At 60.0% G+C, this 13,199-nt stretch carries 10 protein-coding genes and 1 pseudogene; 6 read left to right on the forward strand and 5 right to left on the reverse strand.

Annotation, left to right across the window (positions count from 1 at the left end; translation table 11 throughout):
• Positions 1 to 297: integrase core domain-containing protein (locus GKO01_RS14100; protein WP_145994787.1), on the forward strand; the 297-nt coding region annotated here is incomplete at its 5' end.
• Here the strand turns inward: GKO01_RS14100 and GKO01_RS14105 are convergent.
• The gene (locus GKO01_RS14105; protein WP_099287577.1) at positions 261 to 1,874 is read right to left on the reverse strand and encodes an ATP-binding protein; all 1,614 of its coding nucleotides are present in this window, start codon (positions 1,872 to 1,874) and stop codon (positions 261 to 263) included. The two genes, GKO01_RS14100 and GKO01_RS14105, sit on opposite strands and share 37 nt — an antisense overlap.
• 539 nt (positions 1,875 to 2,413) lie before the next feature.
• Here GKO01_RS14105 and GKO01_RS14115 point away from each other — a divergent pair.
• Positions 2,414 to 3,353 (forward strand): annotated as a pseudogene (locus GKO01_RS14115) (IS481 family transposase).
• A gap of 144 nt (positions 3,354 to 3,497) precedes the next feature.
• A complete protein-coding gene (locus GKO01_RS14120) occupies positions 3,498 to 4,424 on the forward strand; it encodes a LysR substrate-binding domain-containing protein (protein WP_099287578.1) in 927 nt (308 codons plus the stop codon).
• 12 nt (positions 4,425 to 4,436) lie between these two features.
• Here the strand turns inward: GKO01_RS14120 and GKO01_RS14125 are convergent, their stop codons facing one another.
• A complete protein-coding gene (locus GKO01_RS14125) occupies positions 4,437 to 5,168 on the reverse strand; it encodes a class II aldolase and adducin N-terminal domain-containing protein (protein ID WP_099287579.1) in 732 nt (243 codons plus the stop codon).
• A gap of 261 nt (positions 5,169 to 5,429) precedes the next feature.
• Between GKO01_RS14125 and GKO01_RS14130 the strand changes: the two genes are divergently transcribed.
• The 3 genes from GKO01_RS14130 to GKO01_RS14140 are packed head-to-tail and all read left to right on the forward strand — an operon-like array spanning position 5,430 to position 8,595.
• Complete coding sequence (locus GKO01_RS14130; protein WP_099287595.1) at positions 5,430 to 6,671, forward strand: flavin-containing monooxygenase; 1,242 nt, start codon at positions 5,430 to 5,432, stop codon at positions 6,669 to 6,671.
• Between the two features lie 15 nt (positions 6,672 to 6,686).
• A complete protein-coding gene (argE, locus tag GKO01_RS14135) occupies positions 6,687 to 7,865 on the forward strand; it encodes an acetylornithine deacetylase (RefSeq protein WP_244901490.1) in 1,179 nt (392 codons plus the stop codon).
• A gap of 52 nt (positions 7,866 to 7,917) precedes the next feature.
• Positions 7,918 to 8,595, forward strand: coding sequence for a DUF1028 domain-containing protein (locus GKO01_RS14140; RefSeq protein ID WP_099287580.1), 678 nt, complete (start codon positions 7,918 to 7,920; stop codon positions 8,593 to 8,595).
• Positions 8,596 to 8,609: 14 nt separating this feature from the next.
• Here the strand turns inward: GKO01_RS14140 and GKO01_RS14145 are convergent, their stop codons facing one another.
• The 3 genes from GKO01_RS14145 to GKO01_RS14155 form a co-directional block, all read right to left on the reverse strand.
• Positions 8,610 to 10,223: a GMC family oxidoreductase gene (locus GKO01_RS14145; protein ID WP_099287581.1), complete on the reverse strand. Its 1,614-nt coding sequence runs from the start codon at positions 10,221 to 10,223 to the stop codon at positions 8,610 to 8,612.
• A 5-nt stretch (positions 10,224 to 10,228) separates the two neighbouring features.
• Positions 10,229 to 12,586: a TonB-dependent receptor gene (locus GKO01_RS14150; protein WP_099287582.1), complete on the reverse strand. Its 2,358-nt coding sequence runs from the start codon at positions 12,584 to 12,586 to the stop codon at positions 10,229 to 10,231.
• Positions 12,587 to 12,657: 71 nt separating this feature from the next.
• Positions 12,658 to 13,071, reverse strand: coding sequence for a RidA family protein (locus tag GKO01_RS14155; protein ID WP_099287583.1), 414 nt, complete (start codon positions 13,069 to 13,071; stop codon positions 12,658 to 12,660).
• Positions 13,072 to 13,199: the final 128 nt, after the last annotated feature.

Consider the following 13,199-nt stretch of genomic DNA (forward strand, 5'->3'; position numbering starts at 1 on the left):
TATGTCGCCATTTGCTACACCGAGCGCCTTGTCGACGCCGGGATCGAGCCCTCGGTCGGCAGTGTCGGAGATAGTTACGACAACGCTCTGGCCGAGACGATCAACGGTCTGTTCAAGAACGAGGTGATCCACAGGCGTGGCCCATGGCGCTCGTTTGACGCCGTGGAATACGCCACTCTCGAATGGGGGGACTGGTTCAATAACCGACGCATCCTCGGACCCATCGGAAACATCACGCCGGCCAAGGCCGAGCAACAGTTTTATGCCGCTATGGACCACGTCCCCATGGCAGCATAACTTAAGAAAACCAGTCTCCGCCAATCCCGGGGCGGTTCAGTTTTCTCGTCGCCGAGTTTGGTGGACAGCCTCGCCACCCCGGCGAGCGGCGAGATGAGCGGCGCCACGTCAGCCTGCTCGGCGCCGTTCAGTTGGGCCTTGGCGTTGGCACAGCGCCCAACGACGACAGCCTGGAAACTTTCAAGCGCGTCGGCCAGCTCGGCGTCGCGCGCGCGCACCTGTGCATTTCGCTCAGCAATATCGTCGCCTAAAAGATGAGACAGGGCGGGTAGAGAGGCCAACGCGTCAGCGACCGCGGACTCGGCGGTCGTGGCCGCCGTGTCGAGCGCATCGTCCATATAGGCCTGAAAGCGCTTTATCCGGTCGATGCCACCCGTGTCCAACGGCTGCTGGCAAAGAACACAGGTAGCAATGTCAGCATCGTCACCGACCACCGGGAAGGGCTGATCGCCATAGGCCTCCGTCACCGAGTAATCACGCGCCGCCTGCCACAGAGCCCGCCAAGTCTGACTGCCGACGCCGTTGAGCGGCACATCATCGAAAAGCGCGCAGGCCGCGAGCTGCGCGGCCTCGCGCGCGGCGATCGCCGAATCGCGCAGCGCTGTATGCACTGCCAACGCCTCGTCGCCGAGCGCACGTGTCGCACTTTCGCACTCGAGCTTGAGCGCATCGATCCAACTCAGCAGCGCGCCGAGATCGGATGCCGTCGTCGTGCCCGCCGCCAGCAGATTGGTGATCTCCTCAAGCCGCGCCGCATTATCTGCGCTCCACGCGGTCTCGGCGTCGATCGCCGCATCGGTCGTAGTCTTGCTGAGGCCGGTGTTGAATGTCTGGGCCGCTGTCTTGCGCGCGATCGGAAACGCGATCGAACTCAGCGCGATTTTACCGCCGACCACTGTGAGTCGCTTAGCCTCGAGCTTTGCCTTGAACGCGAGGCAGACGGCGTTCAGCCGGTGCGGCAGCGCCAGACCGAAAGGCAGATACCGGATCTGATTGCCGCCATCGACATAGAGTTGTGCCGACGCGCTATCGAACACCGCAACCTGAGCGAGTTGCGGCGCCGCCTCCATGCCTGGGGTCCAGGCGATCGGGACGTCGCCGCCGCCAAGATCGACCAAGATGTCGGCCGCCTGCGCGCTCGCACCGTCGCCATAGACATCGGCGAGGACCTTGAGCATCATCGGATTCTCGATGCGCGTCCGGCACGTTGTGCGCAGAATACGAACGAAACCGCTCTTGCCGCTGCCATTTCGTCCATAGACGATGGTCAGCGCCTTGGGGCAGAAGCTGAGTGACGCCTTGGCGACGAGCCGGTTGACGCCTTCGACATTAGCGATGCCCTTCAGCACCACCGGCGTCTGCTCGCCGCACCCGAAATGCGCCTTGGTGCAGGCGATCGGCGCAGGAGGTTCGCTCGTGAGCGTAAATCCGGCCGACTGCTTGATCATCCCCAGAAGCTCGTCCTGATCCGCCTCGGTCAGGTCGTTGGCAATGGCGAGTCGGCGCAGGCAGTCACGCCGCCACGGCTGCTGCGAGGCTGACCAGCTGATGATGTCGTCGATCGGTTCGTTCGCCATTCCCCCTCCTGAGGAGTCCGTTATGCCGCGCTTATCGTTGCGGCTCCACTATGTTTTGCAGATGGATTTGCATTTGCAGGCTGATCGCCCCAGCATTCCTCATCCGTCATCGCAGGAGGCTATAACTCGACATGGGAGAGAGGGCTTTTGTAGCCAGGCGAATGGCCGGTTTCGGCGTAGCCGGAGGTTCTCAGTGACAGCTGCGAGCGCCAGAAATGTTCCAAACACGGCCTATCGTTACTCTCCTAGCAATGTCTGCTTTCGGGCATCCGTCACAACCGCTTTGGTGTCCGACATGAGGGCGTAAGCAGCAGGTCCGCTTCCCCCCTAGCTGCCGCGAAACCGATAAGGAATTACAGGCCTGTGCGGGGGTAAAATTCCCCTCCCGGGGTTTGGCAGGGACGATTTCATAGGTCCGACCCTATGTCCGATAATACGAAAAAATGGACATAGATTTTTCGGCAGAAAACCGCTGATTTTAAGTGTTTAGTCCCGTGTTTTGATGGTGTGGTATTTTCACGAGAGTGGAAGGAAGCCTTATGGGACAGATACGTCATGGCAGCGCCACGACCACGCACGCCGTGCGAGCGGCAATACAGCGATCGCAGGCTTCGCTCGCGGCGCTGAGCAAGGAGTTCGGGATCAACCCGAAAACAGTTGCAAAATGGCGGAAGCGTCAAACGGTTGAGGATCAGAAGACAGGTCCTAAAGAGCCGCGCTCAACGGTCCTGTCCGAGTACGGACGAAGCGATGATCGTGGCGTTTCGCCGGCATACGTTGCTACCGCTGGATGACTGTCTTTATGCCCTGCAGGCCAGCATCCCTCATCTGACACGCTCGGCTCTGCATCGCTGCCTTCAGCGCCACGGGATATCCCGGTCGCCGGACATCGAAGGAGACAAGCCCAAACGCCAGCGCTTCAAACGCTATCCCATAGGCTTTTTTCACATCGATATTGCCGAAGTACAGACTGCTGAGGGCAAGCTGCACCTCTTCGTTGCTATCGACCGGACAAGCAAATTCGCTGTCACACAACTCGTCGGGAAAGCCGATCTGAAGACAGCCTGGGAATTCCTTGAACATCTCCTGAGCATCATCCCTTACCGGATCCACACCATTCTGACCGATAACGGCATCCAGTTCGCTGATCAGCCCCGTAACCGCAATACGGCCTGGTCTCGCCCCATGCGCTTCGACATGATCTGCGAAGCTCACGGGATCGAACATCGTCTGACGAAACCCAATCATCGCTGGACGAATGGTCAGGTTGAACGGATGAACCGGACGATCAAGGAAGCAACCGTCAAACGCTTCCATTACGACAGTCATGAGCAGTTGAGGACACACCTCAACGACTTCATGGCAGCCTATAATTTCGGGCGAAGGCTCAAGACCCTCAGTGGCCTCACACCTTACGAGTACGTCTGCAAAATCTGGACTTCAGAGCTAGAAAAATTCATCATCAATCTAACCCATTAAACCACGGGACTAAACAGCTAGATTGATCGGATATGCTCTAGCTCGGCCGCTCAAAGATATTCGGGAGTGAAATTTTTTGTATTCGGTCCAGTCATAACGATATTCCGGTTATACGTTCCGCGTCGAATGAGTTAGGCTGTCATAATGCGTTATACACTCCGGCAGTTAGAGTACTTTGTGGCGGCCGGGGAGGCCGGCTCCATCCGGCACGCGTCCGAACGCCTTTCGATTTCCCAACCTTCCATCTCTACGGCGATTTCCCATCTCGAGCTTGAACTGAACGTCCAGCTCTTCATCCGTCACCACGCGCAAGGTTTGTCCCTTACAGCCGTGGGGCAGATCCTAATGGAAGAGGCCAAGCGCGTGCTGGGGATGGCTGAAAACCTCTATTCTCTGGCTGCGGAAACCACAGATCAGGTGAGGGGGGCGCTCTCGGTGGGCTCAATGGTCACGCTTGCCCCCATGATCATGCCTGAACTCGTTCACAGTTTCTGTACGCGCTACCCTGCCGCCGAAATCCGTCAGGTGGCGTCTAATCACGAATGGCTGGCCGAAAAACTCAAACAGGCCGAAATTGATATCGCCATCACGTACGACCTGCATCTTCCTCCCGGGATCGAGTTCATTCCTCTGGTCAGCCTTCCGCCACATGTCCTCGTCAGCGAAAACCATCATCTGGCGCAGCGCTCGTCCGTGGATCTGGCCGAGCTTGCGGCCGAGCCTATGATCTTCCTCGATCTTCCCCTCAGCAGGCAGTATTTCAACGCCCTCTATCACCACGAAGGCCTGCAACCTAATATCTATGCCCGCTCCGCCGAGCAGGAAGTGGTACGAACCATGGTCGCCAACGGCTATGGCTATACACTGGCGAATGTTCGCCCCTGCTCCGACATGGCTCTCGACGGGAAGAAGGTCGTCCGGGTGCGGCTGTCAGGCGATCACCGCCCGATGGTCATTGGCATGGCAACATGGCAGGGCGTCCGTAAATCGCGCCTGCTGGACCTTTTCGTCCATCACTGCCGCTCCTCAATTTCGGATACGGCCATCCCCGGCATGAAACCCCTGACCTAGACCCGGCCCCGATTACTCGGCGTAGTCGGGCTCTTCGCGATCGAGGATCAGCTTCATTTCCTCGAAATGCCTGATGGAAAAATCCCGGATTTTTTCCCAGTCCTGCGCCGTTCTTTCCGCCACATCATCCGACAGGACGGAAAGCTCACGTCCCGTGGAATAGGCGGTCACAAGGATCTGACAGGCGCGTTCGATCGTGTACATGTCGTCATACGCTTCTCCAACCGTTTCCGCAACGATCAGCACGCCGTGATTGCCCATCATCAGCCGCGTTTTGTCTTTCAGCAAAGACGCCAGCCGAGCGCCCTCTGCCTCGCTGTCCGCCATGCCGCCATACTGGGTATCGATGGCAACCCGGTTGAAATACCGGGCCGTGTTCTGGTCGATCGGTAAAATCGTGGGATCGCGCAGCGTGGAGATCGTGGTGCTATAGATCGGATGCAGATGCATCGCGACTTGTGCCGTCGGATTCAGACGATGCAACTGGCCATGAATCGCCCACGCGGTCGGGTCCAGATCGCAGGACGCCAGACTGTCGGCATCGTTCGTATCGACCAGAACCAGATCGCTCGCCCGGATCCGTGAGAAATGCCGCCATTTCGGATTGATCAGAAAGCGCGACCCATCTGGCGAAACCGACATGCTGAAATGGTTTGCGACGGCCTCATGCATTCCAAGCCGGGCCGCAAGACGGAAGGAGGCAGCAAGATCAATCCGTGCTTTTTTCTCGTCATGCGCGGTCATGAAGGCGGTCCCTGAGCAAGATGGTTTGAAATATCGGTCTTTCCGATGTTCTAAAGAGTCCTCGAGGAGCGGCAAAGACGGATTTATCAAATGCACCCTCTCGTTTTTCCGATGCAGCACACCGGAAAACTCTTAGGAAAAGACTAAGCAACGATAATCAATTCGATTGTTTCTCGAAGCATATCGTTTCCATACAACAACGGAGAGGTCTTCCTGAGTTGTGGAAGAAGTCTTCTGTCAGTCCAGTAGGAAATGTCCAGCATGACAACGGAAAACGTCGATACCCTCATCATTGGCGCGGGCCAGGCCGGCGTGGCGATGAGCGAACACCTGGGCAAAAGAGGGGTGCCACATCTCGCCGTTGAGCGCGGAAAGATTGCCCAGAGATGGCGTGCCGAACGCTGGGATTCCCTTGTCGCCAACGGCCCCGCCTGGCACGACCGTTTTCCGAACCGGACATTCGACAAAACAGCCCCCGACGGTTTTGCCCCACGCGCCCAGATTGTCGACTATTTCGAATCCTACGCGACCCAGATCAACATGCCCATTCGCTGCGGCGTCGAAATACGCCACCTCCGTAAAGCCGCGGACGGCATCGGATTTGAAGCGGAAACGGCAGACGGCACCATCAGGGCACAAAACGTCGTGGTCGCGACAGGACCGTTCCAGAAGCCGTCCTTCCCGGACATCATTCCCGCCGAGTGCGACGTGCTCCAGATGCACTCGAACAGCTATAAGAATCCGCAGCAGATTGCCGATGGCGGTGTTCTGGTCATCGGGGCAGGGTCGTCCGGCGCACAGATAGCTGACGAATTGCGGGCTTCGGGCCGGGACGTCTGGCTGTCCGTCGGTCCGCATGACCGTCCGCCCCGTCGTTACCGTGGCCGCGATTTCGTGTGGTGGCTCGGGGTTCTTGGATTGTGGGACATGAAAGTCCCCAGCCCCGATACGGAACATGTCACCATCGCCGTCAGCGGCGCTCATGGCGGCCACACCGTCGATTTCCGCGACCTCGCCGCCAGTGGCATGACCTTGCTGGGCCGGACCGAGAGCTTCGAGAACGGCTGCCTGCATTTCGCTCAGGACCTTCGGAAAAATATCGAAGGCGGAGATGCCAACTACCTGTCGATGCTCGACGCCGCAGACGCTTATGTCACAGCAAATGGTCTGGATCTCCCCGAAGAGCCCGAAGCCCGCAACATCGGAGCCCTCCCGTCCTGCGCCACGGACCCGATCCTGAGCCTCGATCTGAAGGCAGCCGGGATCAAAACCGTCATCTGGGCCACCGGCTACAAATTCGATTTCAGCTGGATCGACATCGACGTTCTCGACACCCGCGGCGCCCCCCGCCATGACCGTGGCGTCTCCGTCGTGCCGGGCCTTTATTTCCTTGGTCTGGCATGGCTGTCGCGGCGCGCCTCTCCGTTCATCTGGGGGGTCTGGCATGATGCGGACTATCTCGGAGAACATATCGCAGACCGCCGTCTGGCTCTGGCAGGCTGACGGCGGAGGCGCCCGGTGTCCGTTTCCGAAATCGAGAACATCCTCTCGTCGCTCGTCGGCTTTCCCAGCGTCTGCGGGCTGCCGAACGGAGACATCATAGACTGGATCGAGGCGCATCTTCTGGCCTCTGGCGCGCGGGTACGCTGCATCCCCGGAGACACCTCCAACGGGGTTCCGGGGCGCTACAGCCTGTTCGCCAGAATTGGCCCGAAGGCGGCAGGCGGTATCGTCCTGTCCGCCCATGCGGATGTGGTGCCGGTCACCGGTCAGAACTGGTCGTCGGACCCGTTCGTCCTCACACGGCACGAAGATCGGCTGTATGGCCGGGGCAGCAGCGACATGAAAGGTTTTCTGGCCTGCATGCTGAACCTTGCCCGCAAGGCTGGCGCGGAGGGCGCGACGCCGCTTAAACGTCCGCTCTACCTCGCCATTTCCCATGATGAAGAACTCGGCTGCCTCGGGGTCCGCTCCCTGATCGCAGGCATCCGCGAAGACGGCGAATTCGGCAATCTGGGGGCGCTCGGTTGCATCGTCGGCGAGCCGACGGGGATGCAGGTCGCTCTCGCCCATAAAGGGAAAATCGCGTTCGAAATCATCTGCCACGGACAGGCTGCCCATTCCGCAAACCCGTTTCTTGGAAAAAGCGCCATCACCCTCGCAGGCGACATGGTCGCGGCCCTTTCGCGGTTGCAGGAGCATATCCGCCGGACCGAACGGCACGACACACGCTTCGGCGTTCCGTTCTCCACCGTGCAGGCAGGCCTGATTTCCGGTGGAGCGGCGCTGAATATCGTCCCGGACCTGTGCACGATCACTGCCGAACTGCGTCTTCTGCCCGGCTATGAAGGTGCGCCCTATCTGGAATGGCTGGAAAATGCAGCTTTTCACGCCACGGAAAAGCTCGGTGGCGGCAAGATCGAACTGCGGATCACGAATGCCTATCCCGGCCTGAACGCCAGCGCCTCGAGCGACATTTGCTCTCTCGCCCTGCACGAAGCTGGGCAAAATCAGGTCGGCGTCATTGATTTCGGCACTGAAGCCGGGCTTCTGGGGGAACAACTCGGACTGGACTGCATCGTCTGCGGCCCCGGTTCCATCGCGCGCGCCCATAAGGCCGACGAATACATTACCCTGCCCGAGCTGGCCGACGCAGAACGCTTCCTTGACGGGGTGCTCGACCATCTCAGACGATGAGCGGCCCAGATGAGCGGCCCAGACGCCGCGCGCTTCATGAAAGACACCGCCCATGACCTTTTCCATTGTCGCCCGCTGTGAACGCACCGGCCAGTTCGGGATGGCGGTTTCGTCGTCCTCTCCCGCCGTCGCCAGCCGCTGCGCCTTCGCCAGAGCCGGTGTCGGCGTCGTCGCCACCCAGAACATCACCGATCCCCGCCTCGGCCCGGCCGGGCTGGACCTGCTGGAGCGGGGTGCAACCGCAGCGGAATGCCGGGACATTCTGGTTCGCGGCAACGCTTTTGCGGCGTTCCGGCAGATCGTCGTCCTCGACCGCACCGGCAGCACCGCACTCTGGGCCGGAGAGCAGGTTCTGGGCTGTCACGCCGAGATTGCCGGAACCAATGTCGCTGCTGCTGGGAACATGCTGGCCAGCACGGACGTCCCGGCTCTCATGAAGGACGCCTTCAACGCCTCTAGCCCGTCGCTGGAGCTGGCCGAACGGCTGATCCTCGCCATGGAAGCCGGTCTCGCAGCCGGGGGGGAGGCCGGGCCGGTCCATTCCGCCGGGCTGATTGTCGTGGAAGAGCAGAGCTGGCCGCTGGTGGATCTGCGTGTGGACTGGAGCGACGCCCCGCTCACTGATCTGCGGAGCCTGTGGACGCTCTGGCAGCCCCAGATGCGCGATTACGTCACTCGCGGCCTCAACCCGCTTTCCGCACCTTCTTACGGGGTGCCGGGGGACCGTTAAGGCCCCCCTTTTTCTCAGGCGACGTCCTGCAGAATCATCCGCGCCGCCTTCGCCCCGATCATCATGCTCGGGGCGCTGGTGTTGCCGCTGATAAGTGTCGGCATGATCGACGCATCCGCCACCCGCAGCCCCGAAATCCCGCGTACCGTCAGGCGCGGCGTCACAACCGCATCGTCATCCACGCCCATGCGGCACGTCCCGGCGGGATGAAAGACCGTGGCTGCACTCCGCCGCAGATACTCCAGGATCTGGGCGTTGTCCGCCACGGTCTCGCCGGGCGCGACTTCCGTGCCACGGGTTCCGTCAAAGGCCCCCTGCGCCAGAATGTGCCGCGCCGCGCGGATGCCTTCGCACAGAACGTCCAGATCGTGCGGGTCCGATGCGAAACTGAAATCAATGACCGGCTGGTTTGAGCCATCCGTTGCCAGCCGGATGCTGCCCCGGCTTTTGGGCCGCAGAACACAGGTATGGATCGCAATCCCATGCCCCCATTCAAACAGCCGCCCGCGCGGACTGCGATAGCCGGGCACGAAATGAAACTGGATATCCGGCACGCCATCGCGGGCAAGGGACGTGCGCGCAAATCCCCCGGCTTCGACATAATTCGTGGTCAGCCACCCCTTGCGCCCGAATAGGAACCGGAGCGGAGACATCAGCACGGACGGCAGCGACCGGCCGGAAAATCCCAGCGTCCGATGATCGTTCGAGCGCACCGTGACCAGCCCGTCCAGATGATCCTGAAGGTTCTGGCCCACGCCCGGCAGGTGATGCATCGGTGAAATCCCCGCTGCGATCAAATCCGCGCTGCGCCCGATCCCGGACGCCATCAGGATCTGTGGAGAGCCGATCGCCCCCGCACACAGAACGATTTCTCGCTCCGCTCGCAGCAGCCGGGTTGTGCCGTCCTGAACGACCACGACGCCCCGCGCCATCCGGTCCTCGATCACCAGATTGCGCACCTGAACGCCCGACATCAGGCTGAAATTCGACCGCTTCAGGATCGGATAAACGAATGCCCGGTACGCACTCAGTCGACAGCCGTTGCGCTGGGTCACGTCATACAGGCCCACGCCTTCCAGAGTCGGACCATTGAAATCGGTATTTTCCGGCAGGCCTGCGCTGACACCGGCCTTCACGAAACGTCGCGACAGCGGATTGACATCGCGCGGCGTCGTAACATCCAGCTCGCCCTTGAAACCGTGATACGCCGGATCAAGCTGCCGGTGACAGTGTTCGAGGTTTCGGAACTCGGGCAGAACGTCGTCCCATCCCCAGCCTGTACAGCCCAGAGCCTGCCAGTGGTCGTAATCCGTGCGGTCGCCCCGGATATAGATCATGCTGTTGAGCGTGGTGGACCCGCCCAACGCCTTGCCACGCGGCACATGAATGCGCCGCCCCGCCAGATGCTCCTGCGGGGTTGAGTGGAACTGATAGGCGAAGCGCCGGCTTTTGTAGAGCGTTATCGTTCCAGCCGGAATGCGGATTCTCGGCGTATGGTCGCGGCCCCCCGCCTCGACGAGACAGACGCTGAAACGTCCATCGGCGCTGAGGCGGTTGGCAAGCACGCACCCCGCAGAACCGGCGCCCACGACGATGAAATCGAAAGACCGAGAGAGATCGTTCTGCATGATCTTCAGAACCCCGTTGAAACGGTCGCAAGACAGGCGAAGGACGGCGCTACATAATAGCTGGACGTCCCCGCAACCGGCCCCGTGCTGTAAACACCCGACAGATAATGGCTGTCGCCCAGATTAACAATATTCAGGCGGATGCTGGGTTTTTTGAAAAACCCGATATCATGCGTGCGCGCTCCCAGCATCATGTCCACCTGCTTGTGGCCCGGAATGCGCTCGTCATTCATGAACGTGCCGTATTCCTTGTCGACATACTTCATCGAGACGCTGCCGAAGAACGTGCCGTCATCATATTGAACGCCAATGGCTGCCATCCAGCGCGGGGCGGACGTCGCGATCTTGCCCTTCGTGGCATAGGTCACACCGCCCATCGTGATGTTGTTGTCGTTGGTCGCGTAAAGATATTCCGCCGACACATACGGAGAGAAATGATGCCAGGGCGTAAAGCCCAGCTCCGCATCCACACCCCGCGACGTCATCCCGCCCGCATCGAGGAAGTACGGAACGGCGTTAATGTACTGGTTAATTGCATGGTGAACGAAGTTGTAGTTGAACAGCGTTACCGATCCCATGACCCAGTTGTTGTGATACCGCGCGCCCAGTTCTTCGGCGATGCTGTATTCGTCCTTCAGATGTGTGTTCGCCGTCTGGTAAAGGCTCGCATCATACGGGCTGTTATACTGGTTGTAGAACGCAGATCCCATCGGCACGCGGAAGCTCGTCGTCGCATTGGCGAAAAGCTGGATGTTGTCATTCACCTTGTAGCTGATTGACATGCGCGGCAGCGGCTCGGCCGAGTTGTAGCCGACGGCATACTGCGGACCGGGCTGCTGGAGCGTCCCGTTACGCGCGGTCATGACTTCCTTGAAACCGACATTGATATGCAGCCGCTCATTGAGCAGCCGCACTTCGTCCCCGACATACAGCCCGACCATCTGTGTGATCGTATGATACCGCCAGCCATTCAGAACGGTCCCGTCCGTCAGCTTGAGCAGCGAGCTTGAAACATTCCCCGCTTCATCCAGCCCGGAAAACGGCTCGCTCACATTCATGTCGCTGTACCCGTACCACGCACCAGCCACCAGATGATTGATACCGGAATCGTAATGCAGGGCCGCATTCAGCCCGGTATAGTTCTCGCGCCCATACCAGTCCCATTTCGCGGCGACATTGCCATCCTGCGAATAGGTGTTTCCCGCAAGCTGGCCATTGATGGGCTGCGTACCGTCATAATAGGTGCCGCTCGTCGGGATCGTATAGATGCCCAGCGGGTAATTGCCCGACCCGTGATAGAAATACGGCGTGATATCCAGAGAAAGCTTGTGAGTCAGCGCGAGATGGGACTGGCTGCTCAGGAAATAATCCGTCCAGTTCGTCTGGAACCCCTTGTAATAGTTCGGATCGCCAAACTTGTAGGTGCCGTCCAGATTGATCCCGCCGCCAAGCCCGCTCTTGTTCCAGGCTGCCAGCGAAGGCGTGCTGTACCAGGCCGTGTTCTCGTTGTTGTATGTGAAAGACAGGGACGTATAGCTCTCCGGCGCCCAGTCCTTGATCGCCTTGAAATCCATATGCCGGCGCAGGTTCCGCCCCGGCCCACGCCACGCCCGGCTGGTCAGGTTCGAAAACGACGCAAACGCCCGAAGCCCCGTATGCCCGATCTCCCCGGTATCATACCGGAGGAACTGCCGGTTCATCTGATGCGACCCATAGCTCACATCCACCTGCCCCGAACGCGTATATTCCGGATTGCGGATCCGCACATTCATCGTGCCGCCTGCGGAATAAACGGTCGGAATCTCAATATCCGGCGCGCCCTGCTGAAGCTGGACACTTTCCATGTTCTCACTATCCACCCATTCCGAGGAATTGGGGGTGTAGTTATCCGGGTCGTTCATCGGCGCGCCTTCGAAGATATAGCCGATTTCCTGCTGGTTGAGGCCGCGGACGCTGACGGAGGACTGGTCGGTGACGCCGAAAGGATCTCCCATGGCGACATTGGCGCCGGGGGAGAGGGTCACGAGGGCCAGGGTGTTGGAGGCCGGGGACTGTTTGGCGATGAATTCGTGCGACACGGTGCTGACGGAGCGGGCTGCGGTTTCGCGTTTGATCAGGCCGCCGCCGGGCCGGTGGCGGCTGACGGAGACGTTGATCGTTTCTCCGGGGCCGGTGTTGTCCACGGCGGTGCGTTTTGGGCGCGCCGGGGCTGCGGCTGACGTTGCAGCATGGGGCTGGGTGCTATGGGCGGGTGCGTGATGTTTGCCCGGGGCCGCAAAGGCTGTTTTCGTGCCTCCTCCCAGAAGGAGAATTGTCGAGGAGAGAAGCAAACAATGGCGTGAAAACAGGGATTTCGTCTGCATGGCGGTACCTCGGCATGAATGGCCCGTGCGGCGCGGGATGTGCGTTAGGGAGAAGGGCTTCGGGCGTGTGATCAGCCTGGAATGACGGCGATGACGTCCACTTCGATCAGCCATTCAGGGCGGGCGAGGGCGACGACGACCAGTCCCGTGAAGATAGGAAAGACCCCTTTGAGGTGCTGTCCGAGGACGCGGTAAGTGGCTTCACGGTAGCGGATGTCGGTGAGGTAGACCGTGACCTTGCAGATGTGGGAGAGGTCAGAGCCAGATTCTTTGAGAAGAAGGGCGATGTTTTCCATGACCTTGTGGGCCTGTCCGACCGGATCGCCGACGCAGACGTTTTCACGCGTGTCGAGATCCTGCGGGACCTGTCCGCGGACATAGACGGTGTTTCCTGCGACGACGGCCTGACAGAGATCGTTGTCGAGGTTCTGTTCGGGGTAGGTGTCCTTCGTATTGAAGGGGCGGATTCGGGTGTGAACGGGCATGGAACTGTTTCCTCAAACTCTTCGCGCCTGATGCGAGTTTGGTGCGATAGAGGAATGGTCGCAATTCGGTGCAATGAGTTAAAGAACGGATGTATGGGGAAGCGCTTCGGAAAAACTGAAGAAGGCGT

The organism is Gluconobacter kondonii (assembly GCF_002723995.1).
Classification (GTDB): Bacteria; Pseudomonadota; Alphaproteobacteria; order Acetobacterales; family Acetobacteraceae; genus Gluconobacter; species Gluconobacter kondonii.

Coding starts and splice junctions, on each gene's coding strand:
- GKO01_RS14130 (WP_099287595.1), top strand. CDS start 5,430: ATGACAACGGAAAACGTCGATACCCTCATCATTGGCGCGGGCCAGGCC.
- GKO01_RS14125 (WP_099287579.1), bottom strand. CDS start 5,168: ATGACCGCGCATGACGAGAAAAAAGCACGGATTGATCTTGCTGCCTCC.
- GKO01_RS14105 (WP_099287577.1), bottom strand. CDS start 1,874: ATGGCGAACGAACCGATCGACGACATCATCAGCTGGTCAGCCTCGCAG.
- GKO01_RS14140 (WP_099287580.1), top strand. CDS start 7,918: ATGACCTTTTCCATTGTCGCCCGCTGTGAACGCACCGGCCAGTTCGGG.
- GKO01_RS14155 (WP_099287583.1), bottom strand. CDS start 13,071: ATGCCCGTTCACACCCGAATCCGCCCCTTCAATACGAAGGACACCTAC.
- GKO01_RS14145 (WP_099287581.1), bottom strand. CDS start 10,223: ATGCAGAACGATCTCTCTCGGTCTTTCGATTTCATCGTCGTGGGCGCC.
- GKO01_RS14150 (WP_099287582.1), bottom strand. CDS start 12,586: ATGCAGACGAAATCCCTGTTTTCACGCCATTGTTTGCTTCTCTCCTCG.
- GKO01_RS14120 (WP_099287578.1), top strand. CDS start 3,498: ATGCGTTATACACTCCGGCAGTTAGAGTACTTTGTGGCGGCCGGGGAG.